The 22,952-nt window shown below is 53.4% G+C and carries 11 protein-coding genes and 12 pseudogenes; 10 read left to right on the plus strand and 13 right to left on the minus strand.

What is annotated here, in order from left to right:
* Positions 1-213, plus strand: a 213-nt coding sequence (locus tag ACIOZM_RS20480; protein WP_401216646.1) for a hypothetical protein, incomplete at its 5' end; no start/stop codon positions are given.
* On the opposite strand, the gene ACIOZM_RS20485 is transcribed toward ACIOZM_RS20480, so the two are convergent.
* Both ACIOZM_RS20485 and ACIOZM_RS20490 read right to left on the minus strand, forming a co-directional pair.
* Positions 170-1,414 carry an FAD-dependent oxidoreductase gene (locus tag ACIOZM_RS20485; protein ID WP_401216648.1) on the minus strand — a complete coding sequence of 415 codons (1,245 nt, stop codon included), beginning with the start codon at positions 1,412-1,414 and terminating at the stop codon, positions 170-172. The genes ACIOZM_RS20480 and ACIOZM_RS20485 overlap by 44 nt on opposite strands.
* Positions 1,415-1,417: 3 nt before the next feature.
* Entirely contained in the window at positions 1,418-1,567 is a 150-nt protein-coding gene (locus ACIOZM_RS20490; protein WP_401216649.1) for a hypothetical protein, read from the minus strand.
* A 191-nt stretch (positions 1,568-1,758) separates the two neighbouring features.
* On the opposite strand from ACIOZM_RS20490, the pseudogene ACIOZM_RS20495 reads away from it, so the two are divergent.
* Positions 1,759-1,947 (plus strand): annotated as a pseudogene (locus ACIOZM_RS20495) (lysis protein); the annotation flags it as partial.
* On the opposite strand, the pseudogene ACIOZM_RS20500 reads toward ACIOZM_RS20495, so the two are convergent.
* The 3 pseudogenes from ACIOZM_RS20500 to ACIOZM_RS20510 form a co-directional block, all read right to left on the minus strand.
* Positions 1,946-2,482: pseudogene (locus ACIOZM_RS20500) on the minus strand (transposase); the annotation flags it as partial. The pseudogenes ACIOZM_RS20495 and ACIOZM_RS20500 sit on opposite strands and share 2 nt — an antisense overlap.
* Positions 2,481-2,835, minus strand: a pseudogene (locus tag ACIOZM_RS20505) (transposase); the annotation flags it as partial. The pseudogenes ACIOZM_RS20500 and ACIOZM_RS20505, both read right to left, overlap by 2 nt.
* 99 nt (positions 2,836-2,934) lie before the next feature.
* A pseudogene (locus ACIOZM_RS20510) lies at positions 2,935-3,218 on the minus strand (transposase); the annotation flags it as partial.
* Between the two features lie 209 nt (positions 3,219-3,427).
* Between ACIOZM_RS20510 and ACIOZM_RS20515 the strand changes: the two are divergent.
* Both ACIOZM_RS20515 and ACIOZM_RS20520 read left to right on the plus strand, forming a co-directional pair.
* Positions 3,428-3,898, plus strand: a complete 471-nt coding sequence (locus tag ACIOZM_RS20515) for a DUF1353 domain-containing protein (RefSeq protein WP_401216651.1) — start codon at positions 3,428-3,430, stop codon at positions 3,896-3,898.
* A gap of 489 nt (positions 3,899-4,387) precedes the next feature.
* Positions 4,388-5,230, plus strand: a pseudogene (locus ACIOZM_RS20520) (IS5 family transposase).
* Here ACIOZM_RS20520 and ACIOZM_RS20525 read toward each other — a convergent pair.
* The 4 genes and pseudogenes from ACIOZM_RS20525 to ACIOZM_RS20540 all read right to left on the minus strand — a co-directional run.
* Positions 5,198-5,697 (minus strand): annotated as a pseudogene (locus tag ACIOZM_RS20525) (hypothetical protein); the annotation flags it as partial. The pseudogenes ACIOZM_RS20520 and ACIOZM_RS20525 overlap by 33 nt on opposite strands.
* A pseudogene (locus ACIOZM_RS20530) lies at positions 5,670-6,296 on the minus strand (hypothetical protein). The pseudogenes ACIOZM_RS20530 and ACIOZM_RS20525, both read right to left, overlap by 28 nt.
* A gap of 21 nt (positions 6,297-6,317) precedes the next feature.
* Positions 6,318-6,842, minus strand: coding sequence for a DNA-binding protein (locus ACIOZM_RS20535; RefSeq protein WP_401216653.1), 525 nt, complete (start codon positions 6,840-6,842; stop codon positions 6,318-6,320).
* Positions 6,839-7,384 (minus strand): annotated as a pseudogene (locus tag ACIOZM_RS20540) (hypothetical protein); the annotation flags it as partial. The gene ACIOZM_RS20535 and the pseudogene ACIOZM_RS20540, both read right to left, overlap by 4 nt.
* A 2-nt stretch (positions 7,385-7,386) precedes the next feature.
* Here ACIOZM_RS20540 and ACIOZM_RS20545 point away from each other — a divergent pair.
* Together ACIOZM_RS20545 and ACIOZM_RS20550 are read left to right on the plus strand one after the other, a co-directional pair.
* A pseudogene (locus ACIOZM_RS20545) lies at positions 7,387-7,596 on the plus strand (hypothetical protein); the annotation flags it as partial.
* Positions 7,585-8,040, plus strand: a pseudogene (locus tag ACIOZM_RS20550) (transposase); the annotation flags it as partial. The pseudogenes ACIOZM_RS20545 and ACIOZM_RS20550, both read left to right, overlap by 12 nt.
* A 1,439-nt stretch (positions 8,041-9,479) precedes the next feature.
* On the opposite strand, the gene ACIOZM_RS20555 reads toward ACIOZM_RS20550, so the two are convergent.
* Positions 9,480-10,214: a carbonic anhydrase family protein gene (locus ACIOZM_RS20555; RefSeq protein ID WP_401216654.1), complete on the minus strand. Its 735-nt coding sequence runs from the start codon at positions 10,212-10,214 to the stop codon at positions 9,480-9,482.
* Between the two features lie 1,166 nt (positions 10,215-11,380).
* Here ACIOZM_RS20555 and ACIOZM_RS20560 point away from each other — a divergent pair.
* From ACIOZM_RS20560 to ACIOZM_RS20570, 3 genes and pseudogenes are all read left to right on the plus strand, one after another.
* Positions 11,381-11,539 carry a hypothetical protein gene (locus ACIOZM_RS20560; protein WP_401216656.1) on the plus strand — a complete coding sequence of 53 codons (159 nt, stop codon included), beginning with the start codon at positions 11,381-11,383 and terminating at the stop codon, positions 11,537-11,539.
* 207 nt (positions 11,540-11,746) lie between these two features.
* A complete protein-coding gene (locus ACIOZM_RS20565) occupies positions 11,747-12,175 on the plus strand; it encodes a response regulator (RefSeq protein ID WP_401216657.1) in 429 nt (142 codons plus the stop codon).
* Positions 12,176-12,396: 221 nt separating this feature from the next.
* Positions 12,397-12,758: pseudogene (locus ACIOZM_RS20570) on the plus strand (IS630 family transposase); the annotation flags it as partial.
* Positions 12,759-13,138: 380 nt separating this feature from the next.
* On the opposite strand, the gene ACIOZM_RS20575 reads toward ACIOZM_RS20570, so the two are convergent.
* A complete protein-coding gene (locus ACIOZM_RS20575; RefSeq protein WP_401216659.1) occupies positions 13,139-17,002 on the minus strand; it encodes a TcdA/TcdB pore-forming domain-containing protein in 3,864 nt (1,287 codons plus the stop codon).
* A 913-nt stretch (positions 17,003-17,915) separates the two neighbouring features.
* Here ACIOZM_RS20575 and ACIOZM_RS20580 point away from each other — a divergent pair.
* Positions 17,916-18,924 (plus strand): annotated as a pseudogene (locus tag ACIOZM_RS20580) (IS30 family transposase).
* A gap of 728 nt (positions 18,925-19,652) precedes the next feature.
* Here ACIOZM_RS20580 and ACIOZM_RS20585 read toward each other — a convergent pair.
* Together ACIOZM_RS20585 and ACIOZM_RS20590 are read right to left on the minus strand one after the other, a co-directional pair.
* A complete protein-coding gene (locus ACIOZM_RS20585; protein WP_401216661.1) occupies positions 19,653-20,279 on the minus strand; it encodes a response regulator in 627 nt (208 codons plus the stop codon).
* A gap of 1,734 nt (positions 20,280-22,013) precedes the next feature.
* The gene (locus tag ACIOZM_RS20590; RefSeq protein WP_401216662.1) at positions 22,014-22,259 is read right to left on the minus strand and encodes a hypothetical protein; all 246 of its coding nucleotides are present in this window, start codon (positions 22,257-22,259) and stop codon (positions 22,014-22,016) included.
* Positions 22,260-22,952 lie beyond the last annotated feature (693 nt).

Here is a 22,952-nt window from a genome sequence, read left to right on the forward strand (position 1 = left end):
GCGGTGAGTAGCGTCATTCAGTTTGGTAACGAACTGCAATCGGCGCTGCTGCAACGCGATAACGAGTACATGACGTTGTTGGTGCAGACCCAGCAAGCAACAAATACCGTGACCATTGCGTACTGCATGGTCACGGCAAAACACCAGGCAATGTCGCCGCCAGGGGCTCTCAATCGACTTTGGACACTCGAGTTAGCCACTCGCGGCCTTTGAGCATGCCATTCCAGTAGAACCACGGCAAAAAACTCGCCTTGAGATACCACGCCAAACGCCGAGCGACCGTTGGATCGAGAGGAAAAGTCGGCAGCAACTTACCGGCATAACCGAACTCGGCGAGTATCACCTTGCCCTTCTCCACCGTCAGCGGGCAGGAGCCATAACCGTCGTACTTCAGCAGGAAGGGTTGCTGCTTGCGCAGGGCCAAGAGATTTTCTGCAACCACAACTACTTGCTTGCGCACTGCGGCGGCGGTCTTGGCATTGCTGGTGGAGCAAACATCGCCAAGGGCGAACACCTCCGAATAACGCACATGCTGCAAGCTGTGAGGGTCAACTTCGCACCAGCCCTCGGCGTTTGCCAGCAAACTCTGACGGATGAAGTCCGGAGATACCTGCGGTGGCACTACATGCAGGAAATCGAATTTTTTCGCTTGCAGCGTTACCTCATCTGCGGCGCCCTTGACCGAGAACCAGGCGGTTTGCGACGGACCGTCGACCTTCACAAGAGTAGAGTTGAACGCCAGTCGCGCACGGTATTTCTCGATGTACTTCATCAATGGCGGGACGAACGTCGCAACGCCAAACAATGCGGCACCAGCGAGGTTGAATTCAACGTCGAGGTTCTTCAGCACACCTTGTCGGAGCCAGTGATCACAGGACAGGTACAGTGCCTTTTGCGGCGCGCCGGCGCATTTGATCGGGATTGCTGGCTGGGTGAAAATCGCCTTGCCACCACGCAAACCGTTGACCAGTTGCCAAGTGTAGGCCGCATGCTGATAGCTATAGTTGGACGTAACACCGTACTGCCCGATGGCCGCTTGCAAGCCTTCGATTTTCTCCCAGGCCAAGCGCAGGCCGGGGCACACGATGAGATTTTGATAGGATACGTGGCGGCCGTCATCGAGGGTTAGTAGGCGGCTTTCGGGGTTGATATGGCTAACCGCCGCCTGCAACCAGTGAGCCCGGCGCGGCATCACTACAGACATTGGGCGCACGGTGCTCTTGAGCTCATAGGCACCGCCGCCAACCAAGGTCCAGGCTGGCTGGTAATAGTGCTGGGCGCTGGGTTCGATGACGGTGATGTTCAAGCCAGGCTCGCGCTTGAGCAAGCTGGCGACAAAGGCAATACCGGCGGTACCGCCGCCTATCACCACGATGTCGCCACTGATGATCTGGCCCAGGTGTTGATTGCTCATAGGTTATTCCTTGTGGTGTAGATAAGGGCCGCGTCCGGAAAGGCTCACGCCCAGATTTTTTATCCCCGTACCGCCAAACAGGCCGGAGAGTGTTTTCATGGCCTGAATCACTTCGTGGCTGACCTGGCCGTTGGCCATGCTACTTGCCTTCATGTCGAGCGCTCACGAGCGCAGTGTCGCGCAGGACTTCTGATGTGAGGAGCCGTCATAAGGTAAAAAGCGCAGACGAATCAACAACCTATTACCAGGAGGTCGATTCACTGTGTATGCCACTTCTGACGCCCATTAAGCGTCATGCCACAAAGGTGCGTATGTAGGTATTTTCTTAAACGAAGTGCAGTCACCTTTTGGCTGCGACTACGCAACATGCCGAACACAACAAACGTTTGGCCCTGGAGCAGCGGTTTTCGACCCATTAGCAAATCCATTACCGGGTCCCGAGCGATGCCCAACGTAATCAAGGTCGCTTGCGCGACCACCTTGCAACTACAGATCTGCGTCTCTCAGTCTTACTCGACACCTCCGAGGGCAGTAACCGGCGTAATCGTCGGCCATCAGATACCCGCGATAACTTTCCAGCAAAGCAAAGGCACTTTCTGCACACGGCTGGTCGAGTAGTCGAAAGGGATTACGGCTTGTCAGGTGGCCCGCCGGTTTACCCCCATACCCAGGATTGCAAGTCGCCTCTCGATCCGGCTCTTTCACCACCTATATGCGGGTTTCGTCGCAGAGGATCACGCAACGTCCCAGCAACTGATCGCGCAACAGGTTGAGCAACGGTTGCAGGTGGTCAGCGCACAGCATCACCCAGCGGGTCAGGGTTTGACGCGGGAGTTCAACGTCGTGGCGACCGAGGATTTTTTCGAAGCGATGCAGTGGCAAGCCATTGATGTATTTGGTGGTCAGCAGCATGGCCAGCACTGGGGCTGGCCATGCTTTTCTCAATCAACTGCGCAGGTTTGTCGGCACGATTTCCAGCTGCTCGCTCACCTCTTCGTCGCTGGTATGTTTGCGACAGCCATAGGTGCAGATCCGCTCTTGCTCAGGGAGTTCGTGGATGACTTCGATAGCTGATGGCTTTTCTCAGTGTATTTTTCGCCATCACTTGTGGCTGGGTTTTCTCCAGCCATGCTTGCAACTACGCCAACACCGGCAGGCTGTTTTTCTGTCGGTTTTCGCGGCGATGTTCCTCGCCGACTTTTTAAATCGCGCTCGATACCGTACAGCTTGTTGATCAAACTCAGGGGGAATATCAGCACACTCAGTTTTGCCTTTTTAGGTTGCACCTTTTGCGCCTCGACGAACTTACGTCGCGCATGCGCCCAACAGCCTTAACGCTCGACACCGGACTGCGCGCCCAAGGCATTATAACCGGCGTAATCGTCAGTCATCAGGTAGCCGCGATAACCTTCGAGCAGACGCGGGGTATGCCCCAGATAGACGCCGGATAGATTTACGCAAGCCACACTGCACTGGCTAATCAACAAGGGTGGACTCTGTTTCACCACTGGCAGCCCGCGGTGCTGATGGACTTTAATGTAACTGCCATCAATGGACTTCCACTCAAGGTCTGGCTCGTTCACCAACACCTTAAAAACCCTGAGCCATTTACCTCCTGCTGACCAGGCATTGAACTATTTGTAAATCGAGTTCCAGTGCCCGAAAGCCTCGGGCAGGTCTCGCCAGGAACAACCGACGCGCATGCGATAGAGCGTGCCTTTTACCGTCATCCGAAATCGTACTTGTTATAGATAGACTCTTGAAACAGAATTCTCCAGCTCGACCAGAGCTCGTCACTGAGCAGTAATCAGGGCATTGCTAACTCAGTTTGTTTTGGTGTGAGAGCTTGAGCAATACGAGTTTGCTATTTTTTATCACAGCGTTAGCGCGAAACGTCAACAGCCCCTAGCAATAACATGATCATTTTGATTGCTATCAGCTTTTGCGCCCCCGTATCAGGGAGGGGGATCTGATAATTGCTTAAAATTTACATAACTATTAGTTGGAGATTACATGAGTAGTTTCACGGAATTCAGTGCACCGCTGAGCACTCAATTTGACGGCGAAGCCAGCAAAGTTCTAGGGAAAGATTATTGGCGAGTGACCAAAGATTTTCGCTATTACATCCGGAGTAAAGAGGGCGGGGAATGGGTATATGTGCCCGCGGGCTACCTCACTGATGGCGCCAGTGTGCCGCGCCTGTTCTGGTCGTTGCTCCCTCCATGGGGGGCCTATGGCCAGGCAGCGGTGGTTCACGACGTCGTATGTGAATACCTGAGCATCACAGTCAACGGAGTGCCTCGTTCGATTACACGGAAGGTGTGCGACGAAATCCTGTTCGAAGCCATGGCCGTGCTCAATGTACCAGCATACAAGCGCCGGATCATCGAGTTAGGCGTAAATTCCTTTCGGCGCTGGTCGGGAGTGCAACGCCCAAGCAGTACACCTAAGAAGCGAGCACTGGAAGCGAATTGGAGCGGTTGAAATGTATCGCTGCATGGTGCCTAGCGACCATAGGCCCCCATAGTGTTGCCGCTGACCGGGTCAGTTCTCAATCAACGCTGACACTATGACGCTCCTACGTCAAACTGGGATCTGCCAATATATTTTTCTGTGAATTATCAACAGCACAAGGTATCGAAAATTGAGCCAATGAAACACATTAAAAATTACTGCAATGCCCCATGCAGTTATAACAGCACCTGAAAATCAATACATAAATTCAAGAAATTCCGACGCTGCCTCTTGATCATATAAAAATAAAAGAGTGATTTCTTTTGTTATTAATTAAAGCCCTGCAGCTTTCGCTGAGCTGCCCGTAAAAGTGGCAGATATAGTAGGTACCGGCCCCGTGCTATGGACATGCGCAACGATTTGTATATTAATTTCATGCCGCAGGTCTAGGCTCTGTACGAAATCCCTTGAAGCATCGATTTCTGTAGAATCCCCCGCCATCACAGCCAGGAGGCCACGATGGCAAAACGGTATGAGCTCCCCGACGTAGCCTGGGATTTGGTTGCAGATATCTTCATTGAGACCCGCCGTGGCGGACGCCCGCGCGCAGATGACCGCTTGATGCTTAACGGGGTGCTCTGCTCAGGTGCGCCCTGGAGAGACATGCCAGAGCGCTTCGGCCCTTGGTCAACGGTGTATCAACGTTTCGTGACTGGCGCAATCGCGGGATCTTCGAGCAGATGCTCAAACGACTTCATATCCGATTGAATGAGCAAGGCTTGATTGATCTGGAAACCTGGATGATCGATTCCACTGCTATGCGTGCAACCCGAGCCTCGTCAGGCGCCGAAAAAAGGGGGCCTGAAGAACCGCAAGACCACGCGTTCGGACGCAGCCAGGGTGGCCTGACGCCCAAGATTCACATGTTGTGCGATGCCAATGGTGTGCCTTTGCGCTTCCTACTTTTCAGGCGGGCAGGCCAGTGACATCGCCTATGCTCAGCCGCTGCTGGATGAGGCTTACATCCCAAGCCTACACGGCCGTCTCCGCAAACGCTGTCGATGGTTGCTGGCCGACAAGGGCTATGACGCCGAAGCTTTGCGCCGTTACTGCGACCGTTATCGGATGCAGCCAGTGATCCCGTTGCGCAGCATGAAGCGCAAGACTCGACCGGGTTTGCCTAGGCTGTTTGATCGCCCCAAATACCGACAGCGCAACATCGTCGAGCGCATGTTCGGATGGCTGAAGGAGAATCGCCGCATCGTTACGCGCTTCGACAAGCTCGCGAAAAGTTTTGCGGCGATGGTCTCATTGGCCTGTGCCATACGGTGTTTGCGAGAATATTTTTCGTACAGAACCTAGGGCTTCCACTTCGCGCTCGATCGCCTTGCCCTGGATCTTGCCATCGGTCTGACGCAGCCAGTTGCCGTCGGCATCGACCCGTTACTGGCAGGCTTCGCTGTGTTGCCACAGCTGGTCACCCTTCGGCACCTTGGGCATGCTCAGGCCATGCGGCAGGATCGTCTGGATGTAGGGTTTATTCAGCAGGACATGGGCGAAGCACACCACCACTTGGGTGCCCTCCTCCGGAAACGCATAGATGCCCATTTCTTCGCCACCGGCGAGCTGGGGCAACTGCGGATCGACTCACCATCCGGCCCGAGCAATAATTCAATGTCCACGGCATAGCGTGGCCGGAAGTCGTCGCAGATCCCGGCGCCGGTGGGAGCATCAGCTACGGCGATAACCCGGGCAAAGCGCGGGAGGTGGTAACCACCGGTGAGTTCGGGAAACTGGCGCTCTACAGCGCTGCGGATTGCGTCTTCCATCGGATGGCCATCTGGTCGTTGGCAAGGTCCACACAGATGATCCGCTCGCCGTGATTGGTTGTTGCACCGGGTCGTAACCCGGGAAGGGCCGCGACCATCGCGCTTTGGTTGCCCTGGTGCCCGTCGAATAGCTCCGGGGGGATTTGCAGTGACGGCCGTTCGCCGAAAAAACTATCCTCCCAACTGCCGGCGAACACTTCGCCGTTACCCAACTGGTACCAGATGAACTCGGGGATATTGAACACTCGAGCCAGGCTGTAAAAGAACGGCGCTTCGACACTGGCGTAGGATCAGGAGCGCGGAAACGCAGCCCGGTCTGTTCGCTGGCCTGAGCCAGCACGGCGCGCAGATCGACATGACGCAGGTTCAAGGGCAACGGGTTGGCCAGCTCGCGGCAGAACACCACCTGCTCGATGGCATTCGTGGCGGTGCAGCGTGCCGTCGTTGTAGCCAATGTCCAGCATGACCAAGCCTATCCCTGGTACCGCGGATTGAACAGTGAAGGTCGCCCGGCCGGGACTGGTCGAATCCAGCCGAACATCCTCTTTAACCAGGGCGATCGGCACGCCATTGATTGCCAGCACTTTGTGCAGTTTCATGGCCACTCACTCCCGAGCCACTTATCCACACGGCCCAACACCTTTTTCGAACCCACTCAACGCTGGGTTATCGCCCGAGCTACCGCTCCCTTCACCACTCTCCCCTACTGCGCTGTCCAGGCCGCCTTGGGCGCTGACCTTGTAGCCAGCGCGCCGACCTTCAACCTTCTCCGGGTTCGATTCACGCTCGCTCAACGTGAACTGGACCAGCCAGGCGCGCAGTGAGTCGTCCTCACCGGCACCGATCCCCTTCGCGAACTCGACTTGGCGCACGCCGAAAGCGGCTGCCGTGTCGTTGACGACGCGGTACAGGTGCAACTGACCACCGCCGGCGGTGGATTCAGCCAAGCGCATCAGGTCGGTCATTTGGGTGCGATCGACAAAGGGGATCATCAGCGAAACCGTCAGCATTTTTGGCTTGAAACCCTTGTGGGCCTTGTCGGTGTTGCTGGTCTGGCCCGACATGTCACCGCTTTCGATACGCAGGTTAGCGGTCACCTTGAGGTTCTTGCCCTGGACCTTGTGGCCATCGAGTAGCAGCGTCATAGGCCGACAAGCTCTTGGACAAAATTCAAGGCTTTTTTCGACCCCACCAACATGACGCCGGCACACAGCACCCATTCGTGCCCTGGGGCGTCGCTGGCGAGCAATTGGCGGCGTAACTCGCTGGTGTTGCCTAGTCCGATCAGGCAAACCCGCATACTGGCATCAGGATTCCCCCTAGAAAGCAGATCTTTCAGATCAGCCAATTGCTGATCCCGCTCCTGCTGTTGGGCCGCTTTACGGGACGCCAGTGCGGCCAGGTCACCCAACGGCGAGCTGTCGGCGTAGCTTTCCAGCACCGCCAGTTGGCCGGCCATGGACCATCGTACAGCGCTCCAGGGGCAGCGCCTGCCATCGCGGCAAGGTGCCGGCGGTAGGGAACTCCCACTTTTCCGTCTCCAGCTTGGACAGGTGCCGCGCTCGGCGCCCGGTACGCACCAGATCCAGCATCGGCAACAGGCGTTAAAGCGTGCCAGGCCGTCGTCCAACTGATCAAAGCGCGTGGCCAGGAACGTTAGGCACAGCGCGTGCTGGTGGGTATCGGGACAGGGTCAACAGCGAAGACTATTTCGAGTTCGGCAAGCTGCTTCTGAAAACCTTGCAGAAAGGCGTCCCCATCCAGCTGCAGCGCGAAGCAAAGGGCTTTGACGAGAAGTGGGTGCAGCTACTTTGGACCTGCTTCGGCGCGCAAGGCTTCGTCGCCCTGGTGTTCTTTTTTGGCTCGCTGTTCTGCGAACCGATCCGCGCTCGCTACCAGTTGCGTCACGACAAGCCAGCCAGGAAGGTCATCAAGCAATCTCGTTGGCTTCTGTTGCGCAATCCTGAAAACCTGAAGACGCCGAAACAACAGGTTCATTTACAGGATCTGTTGGCGGCCAACCAAACGCTAATGACGGTCTACCTGATGAAGGCCGAACTCAAAACCCTTTGGACTGCAGTAACGGCTTGGGGCTGTAGACAGGCTTGGAAACAGTGGCTGCGCCATGCTCATGAAAGCGCAATACCTGCTCTGACGCAGTTTGCCAAGCGGTTGAAGCGTTACTGACGGGGCATCGTCAGTCGGGTTCCCTGGCCGATGCACACGAGTCAGTTGGAAGGGATAAACAATCGAATAAAAGTCATCAAGCGGATGGCGTACGGTTACCAGGATAGCGAGTTCTTTTTCATGAAGTTCAAGAGCGTCTTTCCCGGTAACCCGTGAAGAACCTGATTTACAGGGCCATTCCCCCGTACCTGGTTAAAGCGTGGGAGGCGACAATAAGTGGCGTTACTATCAGTAGCGACGCCACACGCAAATTTTCCGAGAGTAGGACTTGCAATCCTGGTCGTCATGCCCGATGAAATTGTATAGCTGCAGAAGAGGTGAGATGCTTACACGACATGATCACCACTATAAGTCGCAACCCACATGCAGCTAAGCAATGGACACCCGCTGGCATTCTCGCACGAGGGACAGCCTTACGATTTCAGCCATCTGCACCCCACCACCATTATGTTCAACCTTTTGAACAATACTCAGATAACGGCTGAGTGTCGCTTCAAAAGCCATTGTTACACTCGTGAGCTTAATGCTGGCGAAGCAAATATCGGGCTCGCTCGGATAGATGACGAATTCAAAAACGAGCGATATTTTTGCTCAGATCGCTACAAGTTGTAGCTTGATGCTTCAAGGATGGATGGTCAAATGGTGTGATCAAAAATGCATACAGGGAAAGCACTTTGACCATGGCATCGAAAATTGGCTGATCGTCGAAGACGATTCAGGCAGGAAGGTGAAGGTCGCCTTCAGTATCGACAAACACGAGCATATGCCGATTGGGCTGTGCTGTGGGTCAAAACGACACATCCATACGACCGAAGCAAACCTGACGAGCCCACGCGAGACAACAGCGTGCCGTTCAACACCCTCGCCAAAACGGTAGCCCACACGGGAAACCACCAAAAATTGCGAAACCGCGCGGACGTAGATAATTTCGAGCATAAAAAAGCCACTCAATGAGTGGCTTTTTTTAAAACAATTTCGGGTGCTCTTTAAACCAGTGGTGTCTGGAGCCCTTCACGTTGCGATGAAGGTCGGCTGATAGAATTCCCACACGTTAGTGTGTGATCCCCGCGCACATCTATCTGTCATTGATCCTATTCGACCTTGCATACCTAGTCAAGTCAAAAACCGGGCCATACATCAGGTCGCTCGGTAGCTGGAACCTCAAAGCAAGGCTTTCTGAGAGTGGAAATCCCCCCCTCAGTCCCATATAGCCCTTTTTCAGACGCCAAAAACCACAAAACCCCGACTTTCTCTAGGAAATAAGGGCCTTGTGTTTACTTAATGTGGCGGTGAAGGAGAGATTCGAAGGCTGAATCAAGAGCGCCTTTGACAATGTAACGAGGCACCGCGAGGTGCGAGGTATCAATCGCGAGAGGCGTAACCACCCGCAACATTTCTTAAATAGGCAAGGATGAGGTCCTCGCTTGGCTGTCAGCGCTGATCTACGGACATATCAATATACTGGAACGGCATTCGCGGCACCGGAAGAGGTCGCACGTTGGGAGCGGCGACCACTGCGCAATTCAGAGGAAGACCTGTAGCTGTAGCGGTTTGCGATCGAAAGCGGCCATGGTCAGGTTGACGATTATTTATTCTCAGGTAAAGAACTCAACCTCTCCCCCCACAAGCTTATAGATAGCACCAACAATTTTAATTTCCCCATCCTGCTCAAGCTTATTCAGGGTCGGGCTGCGTTGACGGATATCCGTCAGCGTCATCTTGATGTTGGTGCGGGCAACGGAGTCGACAAAGTCATAGTTGTCAGCCGTACGCTCACCTGCGTATACCGTTTCAGCAATTGCCGGTTTGATTTTGCTCAGCAACCCGGTCAGGCTTCCAAGTTCGGCATTGGCAATGGCCCCCTTCACCGCACCACAGGACGTATGCCCCATCACCACTATTACCTTGGCCCCTGCCAGAGCACAGGCAAACTCCATGCTACCGAGAATGTCTTCATTTTCCACATTGCCAGCCACGCGACAGTTAAACGTTTCACCAATCCCTACATCCAGCAGGATTTCCGCCGGGGCGCGCGAATCAATACAGCTTAAAATTACTGCTGACGGATACTGCCCCTTTTGGCTGGCGCGCATTTGCGCCAAGTAGTCATGCTGCTGCATTTTGCCTTTACGGAAACGCAGATTACCTGACTTCAGGCTTTCGATGACCTCATCCGGCGTCATTTTATCTCGCTCTTCTTTGCTAAGCGCTGCGGCAAAAGACACTGAAGGCACGGTTAACCCGGCCACTCCAGTCATCGTTAATGCAGAAAGGGCTGCTCCGCGCTTGAGCAGCATGCGGCGGGATGGGTGTTGGTCAGATTGGTTCATTGTTCAATTCCTGGATTGCGGCATTGGGCCCCATTAACTTCGGGTGCACATGACCTTTTTTTCGAAAACCACGGAAGCTCGATCAAAAAAAGATTCTGAGCGGAGGTGATAGGACTTACGTTGTTTTTTGATTCTATTGCTCTCCGAACTCCATCTTTAAATCAGAGGTGCTGTAGCCATACTTACTACTCGTAACATTTATTAAATAATAGATCGCCTGCCAGACTGAAAAGTCTGCGATGAACGCTCAAGGCGGAGGAAGAAAAGAAAAATTTCTCTTTACAGTATCCAACCGCAAAAAAAAGAGTGAATACTTCTAGTGAGTGCACTCTTCTAATTAAAATCTCTCCGATCCTGGCGACACCTCCAGCGAACCATCCAGCGCTCGGAGCAGCGCAGATGAACACCATCCGCTAGTGGGGTAGTCGTCGAGCAAGGAGATTCTACTGAGGACCGAAGGTCGCACGCGGATCAGGGATTGCCGCCTCCTTACCCGGCTGCGGGTCCCCCTCGACGACTGGGCACCATTGAAGATCGGGACTGCCTCCTCCCCTGCCTTGCACAAAAACAATCTCATCGTTTAGATCATCGTTTCTGGCCCAGAATTACTCACACCACTCACTGTGGCCACCCGCCGACAGGGTGGTCGTTACGGCCAGGCCCAACCAGACCATTTGACCGAAAGAAAGATCTTCGCAACTAGTGGCGGCAAACGCGTGTCGGTGACACGCAGGTGAGCTAATGCGGCCAAGACCGAATATGCCGAAAAGGCTATCGACACGTACAGCAGAGTGTCCATCTATGAAACACCTTCGAGATCTATAATAAAAAAAGCTGCTGATTACCAGTATTTGCTGATCGCCCTTAACGGCGCACCCCGCGTTGCGAAAAAATAGTACGTGGCGCCATAGGCCCAGTAGCAGCCACCTATTGGCATGGAAATAGTGGGCAGAAAAATCCAGAATATCTGTAGGGAAATCCTGAAGAACGGATTTTTTCAGCGGTGTCAGCGCTCTTCCGCCCCCCTGTGGCAGTTCGCAGGACGCGATGCAGAGCTACCGGTAAACAACCTCCCGACCAAAGATCGACTCGACTCCAGTAAAAAGGTGTGCTGCAGAGAGGCCTGTCAACCGAGCATCCTCCACTCAAGCCCAGGATGAATAATCATGCTCTGGAGTCTTGGCTTTATGCTGGGATTTGGCACCCGTCCTCATCTGATGTACCGCCCCGAAACCAATGCCCGCGCAAGCCTGCTGCTAGGAGCTTTTGCACTCGGGTATGTCGTGTTCCTCCTGCAGATGGCGGATTCCCCTACAACAAAATAAAGATTGCCCGACATAGCGCCCGCTCAAAAAAGGCGATAATAAAGTCGCCACCATCGCCGCTGGCTATCATCCGATTGCCTCAACGGCATTCTGCATTCATCAGAAAGCCATCGCCGCCTCGGCGCGATGGATATGAGAGAAGAGTCACCCTGCTTCTCCAGCGGGGTAGCGAATTAGCGCTTCCATACAGCACTGAGAGGGAATTTGATGACGAGCGTGTGCCCATCCATTTGGCCGAGTGTGCTATTGGTGGAAGATCATCCTTTCCAGTTGATTGGTTTGGCCATGCAGTTGAATCGGCTTGGCTTTTTTTGGATAAGAACGGCACTCGATGGTGCGGAGGCCATCGCGATCATCAAGGAGGGAAGAACATTTGATTTGCTCGTATGCGACCAATATCTACCTGACAGTCTTGGACTGGACCTGATTGGAGCGATCTATCGAATGGGCGCCGCACGTTATGCGATCCTCATCAGCGGGGTTGGTCATCAATCACTGCTCGATAATATGCAAAGGGTAGCCCATCAACGCGGGTTGCCACTGCTCGCTTGCTTAAGTAAACCCTTGTCTTCAGAAGCGTTTCTTAATACCTTAAAACCGCTATGGCCTCATTGCCTAACCCCCACACACCCTTGAGCTTTGCGATAACGCGCGATAGCACAAAGTAAGTTAGGTGGAATGTTTTTTTCCTGAGCGATTTTGAGTAGCTCAATTTCGGGAGGCGTGACCATGGCTTCCAACTTGTCTTACCAGCCTAGTTATTCATCCTTTGGAGTCTGGGGCCCGCAATGGCGACCGTGGACGCGTATGCGCACTTGCGGATGTACAAAGTAATCTGCTCGAGCCTGACACTTTCTCGGACGCATGATTATAAGCGCCATGGTACGGCAAGTCTGTAGGCGGCTTTTGACATCATGACCGGCCAAGTAATCGGGCGGATTCCCCAGTGCCATTGAGCCAAGGAGTTTCTGGCTGTTCTGCAACAGATTGAACGCAGCGCGTCAGCCGGACTGGATCTGCATGTGATTCTAGATAAAAGGTCGACCCACAAAACTGCTGCCATCAGCTGTGGCTGGAATAACATCCACGTTTCAAATGGCACTTCACACCGACCAGCCCGTCTTGGTTGAACGCCGTGGAAGGCTGGTTTGCCCAGCTGGAAAGACGAGCGCTGTACCGGGGCGCCTTCACCAGCGTCGCCGACCTGAAGGCGGTAGTAGGCCGTCGACCGCGCCTGCGAACATCTGGCATTGCCGGATCGCCGATAGATCGTGAGGGTGATCCATCATTTTTTTTGCGCTCAACAGTCCCGCTTGGTGAGCGCACCGCCGAAAAATGGACTCTCCAATGCTGCTCATTGCCCAATCTCGCATGGAGCGTTTTGATGTCTGGCTCGTGATCGGCATTGGCACCGCTTGAGCCGCCGTCAAATACGTCTGCAGCACGTTCCATCCCGGGGCCATTTCTTCAGTTGGGGGCGTAACAAAAACGGGCAATCCTCTTGTCAAGATTCGATTTAGTCCCTCCACTTTGCGTGAAATGGAGGGACTAATAAGCCGAGGCGAGAAATTTCTGAGCTTAGGGTTTGTCGCCCCAAGTTTAGGAATGAGTTACTTCCGGCATCAGCGGAACTAATATGCTACCGCCAGAATAAAAAAACTCCCCCTTGGTGATATGAAAGACACCGGCACGTCGACCGATCGTTTCTCCAAAATCGAAAGTCGCTTCAATCCGGCTATTTGTTAATAGCGATTCGGTCGTCGGCGTCGAAAAATAACGTTGCAATATCACCAAATCCTGCGCGGAAGGGAATGCTTGCATCAACAGGCTGGGTGAGCCTCGGTACGGTTCCACTCCAAGCCCCACATGTATTTGCAGCGTGGCGACAGTACCAATGGTCGTGACCAGCACCGGGACGGGGGCATCCCCAGAAAAACTCACTGCTTGCCCGCCGATCGAGAAGAACTTGTGCCGCAGCTGCAAGCCTGCAAACACATCCGCCTTGAGCTCGCCCAGCACAACTCTGCCATCGACGATGGAGTGCTGTTTCACTGCATAATCAATATCAAAAAACCATTCACTATGCGTGGTAGCGTGTGGATTCGGCCCATCAGGATTCTGGGCATCGTAACTCTCGATATTGATCGAAACTGGAATAGCGGGCAGGACCACTACGCAAGTACCGTTGCAGCCTGTGACGTGGTAGTTCAGGTGCTGACGTTCATTTTCGTCGACAACGGTCGGTACGATCAACGTCCGCTGAGTGGCATCGAGTACGGTATGGATGCTGGTAGCTTCCAGATCCACGGTGATCTGGTAAATACCCCAATCTGTTGGAAATGCGTACATACCCCAAACGAATTGATCACCATAGTACTCGTGCAAACGACGCAGTGCCGGTGCATGAGCGGTCCTTCGTCCGGTCAATTGTTCATAATCGATCTTGATATGGCGATCAACACCGCTTGGAAGCAACACGACACTTGCCTGACTGGCATCGAACGATTGGTTTCTTTGTGCGCCCAGGCCGGTATACACATTCAGAAATCCAGTTGGATTTGGGGCGGGACGGGCCAAATAATGATCCCAGCCACCTGTCACGGTATGCCAGCTTCCCCCTTTGGTTCCGTTGATTAAAACGTAGCCGTATTGTGTTTCGCTTTCTATAAAATTGATTGTTTTAACCACCGCACCCGGTTGGAATTGCCAGATTTGGCCATCCTGCCGCAAACCAGGCATGGAGACGCTGACCATGATCGCGTCCATATAGGCAGAGGCTTGATCGAACCCTTGGCGCAGCCGTTGATAATTTTCAACCAGAATAGGAACGCCAACCGCCAAGCCAGCCAAGGGTATTGCCAAAGCCCCTAGTACACCAGCCAAGGTACCGGCACCAGTCAGGCCAGCAATCAGCGCGGCGATGTTCGCCCCACTGCCAATAACAGCCAAGCCAAGTTTGGACTCAATGCCTGCACGGGCAGCCAAGTCTGAGGTCTGATTCAATTCGACAATAATGGCGCCGATATTGATGGCATCAAACACCACATTGGCTCCTGCCCCCATTTTTCCGAGGAGTGTCATTGCTTTGGGCACCAAATTTAACTCCGTGCCAAGCGCTGATCGAATCAGCTGGCCCAGCCTGGCACCATCGCTGACCAATTGAATGCCATTTTGAGCCAGTTGTGCATACACTTGTACTTTGAGTGCATCGCTCATTGCCGTTAGCTCGCCATTGCTGGAGCGCATCTCGATCAAGGTTTTCAACATGAACGCGGCATTGAGTGTGTGTATTGCGTCTGCCTCTGACAAATCCGACCGGATCCCTAATTCCTGTTCAGCCTCATGCCATGTGAATCCCCGGCTGACATCATTGATCAATCCATTTAGTTCAGCATGAGTCTGAGGATAAACCGCATCGTTATTGGTGGTAATCCAGCGTGACGGTTCAGCGTCATCAGCATTGGCGGTTCGACGGATAAACAGGAGTTCGGTGGCACCCCTTTCGACGGTACGACTTTGCAATGTCGGCAGCCACTCGTCGGACACTTGATGCTGATGCGTCAGCGCTTGTACGGCTTCAACCCACTGCGCGGTAAGAATCGCGCTACGGGTGTTTTTAATTGCGAATTGTTCGATAGCCCTCCGGTGTTCTGCGTCTGGGGGATCTAGATCCAAGACCTGCTTGCGAACTTGGTCGCCCACGGTTTGATGCAGACGAACTAGTTCTTCCCGATCTGCCTCACTAAGCCCTGGATGGTGTATCACGCTTTCAATTTCCCCACCCGCGTCCATCAAGTCGCTCAGCGGCAGCGGCTTGCGCACGAGTGCACCGAGCTGGGCATCCCACACGAGCTCCACCTTATGTACAACATCCTTGAGTCGTGCCTCTTCCTTGTTGATCCAGCCCCATTCCGGTGTCAGAATTTCTTTCTTTCCATTTTCAGTAACGCGTACGGCATATTTGCGCGCGCTCAGTGACAGGTTATTCCGACTGATTTTCATGCCGTCCCCCGTACTGAGCAACCACTCGCCTAGCTCGCCGGGCAAGCTCGTAGCCAGGGATTGACGCTCATTCAGCAACTCGCAGCCGACCAAATCCAGGTGGATACCTTTAATTTTATCCCGGGAGGTTTGCGCCATCAGTGCAGTCAGGCTAGCTTTCAGTTCGTCGACGGTTTTTCCTCCAAACAAAGTTCGTCCATCAATGTTCACACCATGTCCGACCAAGACTAGCTTGACCTGCCCCTCGCCATCGAGTTGCAGCGGCACCTGGGATCTAATATCTGTCTGCGTTTCTCCTGGCTGCAATTGCACCCATTCGGTTTGCCTTGGATGTTTGCGATACAGAGCCATTACTGCATTAAAACTGACATCATCCCCTTCCAATTGAACGATCAGTTGTCGACGAACATTCCTCTCCGGGGTCGGCTCGGTACGATTACCCAACGTTTCCAATGTGCTCAATGAGGGACGCCGCCATCCCTGGGATAAATCCAGACTGCCAAGCGCATTTTCCCGCAGACGCAAGCCGATAGCGTAGGCCCGCGTATGTTTCGCAAATTCGAGTAATTTGGCAGGTCGATCATTGAGGTTACGGGTGTGAGTCGCCACGTATTCATCGACCAATTGAGCCAGGTCGCTCAATTCCCCCATCTTAACCATGACACTGAGGCCATTGGCTTCGGAGTGGTATCGATCAAGCTGATCAAGAATACGGGTATACGAAGGACCATCTGGTGTACCCGCCTTGGCGATCAGCCGTTGTCGATCGTCCAGAGTGTCCGGGATACTGCGTGCGCCGTTGTCGATTTCTTCTTTTACGGTCTTGAACGGTGCCACTTCTTTTTCGAAAAGGCGTGTCAGCTCGGCCAGCGCTGCCGTTCGTTGTGCCTCCGTCGGGCGAAGAGAACGCGGGGTGGTCCGTGCAATCGACGACTGGTACTCTGCATACCTGCTTCCCCAGCGCGGGTATTCAAGATGATCCTTGGCCCAGCCGGGTGCTTCGCCTAACAATGTCCATGCCGGATCCGTCAATAGGGGCAGATTTGTTGCGCCAATCGCACTGCGGGCGAGCGGATGAGTCAGAAAATCCCGAAATTTAATTACTAAACGACGAAGTCTGGGTAGTGCGAGAAATTGCTCCTCCCAATTTTTAGCGCTATCGATAATGGGCGTACCGACGCGATCCGCGGAAAACTGACCGGCCGTGATGTCGATCATGACACGCTGCTCGTCGATTGTGGCAATCACCATAAAGTGATTGCCTTCGGAGCCATCCTCAGCGTTCGCCCATGTTAACAAGCCTCTCACCTCACAGGCGATATTATTTGCGTTCAGAAGCGTTACAACGCGGCTCGATGCATTTTCGCAATTTAAGAGTGGCCGGTTAATATATCGATTGATTTCAGCGTCACTCGTCACTAAATCAGAGACCCTGCTTAGAGCCTCGTTAAAAGATGCCATATAGATTTCCTTTTATCTTTAAGAAAACCATCCACTCACCGCTGATATGAATGGCCACGTAAACATTCCACACAGGATGCCACAGGCGTGCGCAAATTTATTGCTTGCCATGATTTATGGTGTCTTACCAGACAATCAATATAGGATTTTTATGCGCTTGATTTAGCTGCTATAGCATCGAACCACTAGGCTGCATATCACAACAGACAACTTCGATATGGGTAGTTAAGCTCGGGAATCACGCCAGGCTTTAACTTTTTCGCCTTATCCCCCCTTAGCCTGAACTAACATCATGACGCGACTCGCGCACCTCCCAACAATTAAATTCAGAAATAAAGTATGAGATCCGCCAAAGTCACAACGGCAAACTAGAAAAACAATACCCCCCACCCGGATCGTTTATAGAATATTTAGCCCGCAGAAAAAAGCATTTATCTGAAATCAGGCCACTCGATCATGCAGCTTTGATGAAGTGGTAGGTGCTCCCTTCAAGCAACTGATCAGAATGCACCCAGACTTTGAGAGATTCCCGCTTTCCCTTACGAAAAATCGAGAACCTAGGAGGCGCTGCCAGAATAGTGAGCAGCGGCTTACCTTGACATACTGAATCTTTCGAGCCCTGATTCGGCACATTAAGAACCCGATACAGAAGAACTTTTCCAAGTTGGAAAACGCGGGCCAAAAATAGCTGACTCGCCGGGATCGCTTCCTGGCGGATCTTGAACAGCGGGCGCCTTGGTTTGCTAGAAGCACAAGTGGTGCTGTTGTATGCGGAGACGTCCGGCGACTGGCCAGCCGTGGCTTGCTACTCCAGGAAGGCAAAATCATCTGATCGAGTGCTGCGCGGCCGAGCTATTACCAGGGCGGTCGCGAAAACTGAGTGCAACACCTCACCTTCCGGTAAGGTGCCGCCATGTCCTATACAGAACTCAGCATTGAAGAGCGCGCGACCATTCCAGTCGGGCAATATAAGAGCCTCAGTCAACGCGAAATAGCCCGGATGCTGGGGCGAAGCCCGTCCACTATCAGTCGCGAGCTTCGTCGCAATGAGCTCATTACCGGTTATTCGGCCCATGAAGCTCAAGCGTCGACCCGTAAACGCCGCGTACCCTGTCGACCGCTCAAGAAGCTGAACATGGGCAATGAGCGCTTTGAGCTGGTTATCCACTTGCTTCGAGAACGCTTTTCTCCCGACCAAATCGCGGGCAAGCTGCGCCTTATGAAAATCAATTTGAAGAAGCCTACGTCTGCCGCGAAACGATCTACCACGCTATCTATGCGTTGCCTGTCGGGGAGTTGCGCAAAGAACTGATCCAGTGCCTTCGTCAGGGAAAAAGTACCCGTAGGCCACGTTCTGGTGGGTTGATCGTCGTGGACAGATCCCGGAGATGGTCAGTATTCACGTGCGCCCTCCGGAAATCAAAGACCGTTTGATGCCCGGCCACTGGGAAGGCGACCTGATTAAGGGCAAGGATAATGGCGCGTCTGTCGGTACTCTTGTGGAACGCACGAGTGGCTATTTGATGTTGGTGAAAATGAACGATGCTACGGCGACCTCTGCTGTTCAAGGCTTCAGTGCAGCACTGAACAGCATGCCGCTGGCGGTGCGCAAAAGCATGACGTATGACCAAGGCCGCGAAATGGCAAAACATGCTGAAATCACGCAGAACACCGGGGTGGCGATTTACTTTTGTGACCCGCATAGCCCTTGGCAGCGCGGCAGTAGTGAGAATATTAATGGCTTGATTCGCCAGTACCTGCCCAAGGGCACGGATTTGTCGGTACATAGTCAGGAAGCGTTGGATGTCATTTCGTATCAAATGAATATTCGTCCCCGCAAACGCTTCGGTTACAAATGTCCGATTGAAGTGATTACAGAGGTGATGGGAATGCATCATGCTGCTCCCGCTTTAATTCAATAGTCGTGTTGCACTTAGCTCCCGCCCAGCATCGCGGCTCACCGGGCTTTTCACCGATGGCGTGTTTGCGGCAATCGCAGGCACAGGTCAGTTCGTGCTCAGGCAGTTCGTGTATGACTTCGATACGCGCAGATCAATCAATAGTGGCTTGCGCTTGCCACGGCGCGGAGCTGTAGCAACGACTTCGGCGGTAAGTATCAGTGCCGCCAGTGTGCAGGATCGAGAGCTGCCACCGACGCGATGGTCCAGACGGTTGAAAAATGCCCGCCGATCAAAACACTGCTAGTCGACAGCGCCATGCTGGGAAATGGGCACAGCATGTCCCAAACGCATGAGGTCAGCGTATAGGTGATCCAAAGCCCAAGTCATAGAAAAACCGGGCAATGGCGCCCCCATCAGACGGATCTCGTCAGCCAACGGTAAGACCGGCTGGCTTCTTCGCACTCCCAAGCATTGGGTCGTAGAGAGAGTTCATGCATGGAGCGAGAGGACAAGGCGATGATCACTCACTATGACCGATTACCGATCGAGAGTGAAGCTTGGGCATGGCTGGCAGAGGCGCCGAGAGACGCTCAGCAGTACCAGCAAAAGCAGTGGTGATTCACCGCAGGCGGCCAAAAAATAAAGAAGCCAGAGCCAGTTGATTTTCTATTCCACATAAACCGTACTCTCTATCGGCTAGCAGACACTCCCGCTAGCGGAAGAGCCTAACCCAAGCCGTGTGAGCGGTATCAAATCACCTGATTGCGCTTGGCGAGCTCGACCAACTCGAGAAAGTTAGTCACTTGCAACTTAAGAATCAGTCGCGCCTTGTAGGTGCTGGCCGTCTTTTCACTCAGCATCAACTCCTTCGCAATGTCCTTAACTCGCCGGCCACGGACCAATTGACGCAATACAGCCAACTCCCTGTCAGACAACGATTTCATCAGCGCCTCTTCAGAGGTCAGCCGGGAAGAGGTATCGACCGACGAAAAATCCGTTGTCGGAAAAAGCGTATAACCGGCCAGGACAATTTGCACAGCACTCAGCAGCTCGTTGAGATCGCCATCCTTAGAAACAAACGCATACGCGCCGGCCCTAGAGCAACGAATAGCATATCGACTTAGATCCAAGCAGGAAAAAACGATGACTTTAATTTGATCGAACTCGTTGCGTAAGCGCTGCATGACGCCAAAGCCATCGAGCTTAGGTAAGTCGATGTCCAGAATGATGAGATCAGGTGTTAGTCTACGCGCAAGAGAGACAGCCTCTAGTCCACTGTAAGCCTCACCCACCACCTCATGGCCGGCCTTCTCAACTATCAGACGAACAGCCATCCGCACAACGGCATGGTCGTCCGCAATCAATATTCTAGCCAAGTATTTCTCCCTTCCCGAAGAACAAGCATGCACGTATGTCCAATTTTTACGCGCCGAATCGATTAATCAAAATCCATTAGCTGTGCCATTGCAACTATATTGCCATCACTCAGCGTCCTTCGAGATGTCGATCTTTCATGTTGCTGTTTTACTTGGCGATACGCTCTTACCCTCAGAGGGACAACAACGCTGTGGGTAAAAAATGAACAATCACCGCCCCGCGTTATTAGTTCATTCCCCTGCTACGTGAAGACTGCCGCCCAAGCATGCCGAAGTGAAAAAGTTAACACGACAAGCGCCGACCAGCTATATGTATCGGTTTCACCGCGTGGAGGCCGACATGATACATATGAGCCCGAGTTAGAGCTTTACACCAACGCTTAGTCTAGGTATAGATTAGGCCTTAGTAGACAAATTTCCTGTAGGGAAATCCTTCATTCGCGACATGCCGAACGACTTATGAACGGGGCCAGATGGGAATGTGTCGTCTATTGCGCCGATCGATAGCGAATGCATTCGATATCCCTGCGAAAAATTCAAGATGCACTGTGCCGACTGTTTAGCCTCTTCCTCCTCTCGGCCTTGCACTACGGAGCGGTTACGAGTTTTGTACTGCATCGGGCTTTCCATAACAATAACAGGCACTCCGTGTTGAAAGAATTCAATAAAATATGCCCCCTACATCCATAGATGTCATAAGGAAATTTCCTATTTGTGTGCGGAGCATCACGAGTCAACGCCACTAAAAGATAAGCGTTATAACACTTTCCAACCAAAGCGAAAGCGGACATTTTAGTTTTCTTTAGCGCTCACACCTGCCCCCCCCCCGAAAGTCATTAGACTTAAGTCGCCCCTCAGAGGTCGCGGTACGGGCAGGCAGTTACACAGATCCGCACATGCGAAACCACCGTTTACAACTCCGGCCTCGGGTATGAGGCGAAGCAGCTCTCCAGGTAAGGGTGTGCACTTCTGAGTCTTGGCCTGCAGAGGCCGGCAAGGCTTCCGCAACGTGACCGATGACGCTGGCTACGATGCCTGAGAGCTTGCCGCCATAGTCGGCATACTGCCAATCGAAACAGCCAAGACGTATCAAGCTCCGCGCGGGAATTGAAGTAACCGCTCCACGCGCTTGAATCATTGCCTTTGAGCCCGAACAGGTCATGACGCCGGCGATTCAGCTTCACGGCTAGCTAGACGCGTCGCACGCATGCCCGTCCGCTCGATGGCGAGCCAAATCGAGTTGATGTGGATCATCGTGCCAGGCCGCGAACAAACCAGGCACACCCTATCCGGGTCAGAAGCGAGCCACGTCACGGCCAGGGCCTCTTGTTCGTACGGTATCTGGATGCTGACCGATGTCACTGGCGCTACCTGAACCGTGGAGGGCAAGCGGTAAGGGTATAAAAACGGGAAGATTGGCGACCGCATTATTGCGCTTGGGCGGCAGCCTTCTATGGACGACATAGCATTGATCCCAAGCCTTAAGGCGACATTGGAGACGGAGACACCAAGTTGCGGCCACTCCTGAACAACTTGGGTTCTGAGAGATTTGCAATAGATGCTCGTTGGCGCATGAGGATCCTAACATTCAGGGTAATTGATCCGCTTTAAAAGCGTGGACGCTGTCCTTATCACTCTTGACCTGCTGGCTTGGTAGACCACTTGTCAGCCGCTTACGTAGATCCGACGTCTTGCCACCCATCAAAGGGGATGTATTGCCCCTCCCTCGGCCACTCAAGACGGCTTAACATTCTCCGCAGCGGCCTCCATTGCTCCCGCTGCCATCAATTCGGCAATCCCTTCTCGAAAGGGGTGGAGGTTTTTATCTAGGACGAACATGGCACTGCGTACATTTTCGGCAACCTCGACAGAGCCGCGCTGCTCCACCCAATGATTCAGCTCTTCAATAGCCGCTGCCAGCGCCAATTGAGTTTGGTTCTGCCTTGCGAGCAAGTTGGCAATCAGGATCAAATTATTCACACCGCATCTCCATAGAGTCGCCACATTTCTATGTGGCTAAAAATACCCTCGAGCTGCCGCCGCACGCAAATCGACCATCAACGTCCGCCAGCACGTCACGGAATCGGATCAGTTGACCATAACGTGATCTCTAGACACTCGCTCATCACTCCGTGCCATCTCCCTCCCCCTTGAAGTGGGCGAGGTGCTCGAGCACGCTGCCGGTATTGAACAAATCTAATCTCGATATCACACCGCAAACGGAGGGAGGTGAGGTTTCCCACCTCTCTTTTTTCTCGGCGACCCGAAAGGCACTTTTTGTGCCCGTATTTTCTTTTTCTCTTGATATGCCGGCAGCAGATTGTTATGCGAAATTTCGGCCTTCTGCTCGGCGCAGTCTGTAGGGAATTCCCTCAATTTTACCAACGCTGGCCGAATGTGCATGCAGGAGTGGACGGGAGTAGTTGACGGCAGCGAACACCCGCGCGTGACCGCGGCCTGATGAGGTTAACCACGCCTAAATAGCCGTGCGGACGGTGGCATCTGGCTCAGATCCAGACCACCATTGCTGGACCACTGCGTGTTGATCGCAAACTGTCAGCACGCACTTACTGGCACGACGCTCCTCAATGACCCGCCAACATTGGCATACTGGGAATTCAACCGCGCCTGAGTGGCGCGCAGATTCAGGTCATACTGGCTCGAAGCAGACGG

This window comes from Pseudomonas sp. NPDC087346 (assembly GCF_044744235.1).
Lineage (GTDB): Bacteria > Pseudomonadota > Gammaproteobacteria > Pseudomonadales > Pseudomonadaceae > Aquipseudomonas.

Excerpts from the sequence above, each read along its gene's own strand:
- ACIOZM_RS20485 (WP_401216648.1), bottom strand. The coding sequence starts at position 1,414 with ATGAGCAATCAACACCTGGGCCAGATCATCAGTGGCGACATCGTGGTG.
- ACIOZM_RS20490 (WP_401216649.1), bottom strand. The coding sequence starts at position 1,567 with ATGAAGGCAAGTAGCATGGCCAACGGCCAGGTCAGCCACGAAGTGATT.
- ACIOZM_RS20515 (WP_401216651.1), top strand. The coding sequence starts at position 3,428 with ATGAGTAGTTTCACGGAATTCAGTGCACCGCTGAGCACTCAATTTGAC.
- ACIOZM_RS20535 (WP_401216653.1), bottom strand. The coding sequence starts at position 6,842 with ATGACGCTGCTACTCGATGGCCACAAGGTCCAGGGCAAGAACCTCAAG.
- ACIOZM_RS20555 (WP_401216654.1), bottom strand. The coding sequence starts at position 10,214 with ATGAACCAATCTGACCAACACCCATCCCGCCGCATGCTGCTCAAGCGC.
- ACIOZM_RS20560 (WP_401216656.1), top strand. The coding sequence starts at position 11,381 with ATGCTCTGGAGTCTTGGCTTTATGCTGGGATTTGGCACCCGTCCTCAT.
- ACIOZM_RS20565 (WP_401216657.1), top strand. The coding sequence starts at position 11,747 with ATGACGAGCGTGTGCCCATCCATTTGGCCGAGTGTGCTATTGGTGGAA.
- ACIOZM_RS20575 (WP_401216659.1), bottom strand. The coding sequence starts at position 17,002 with ATGGCATCTTTTAACGAGGCTCTAAGCAGGGTCTCTGATTTAGTGACG.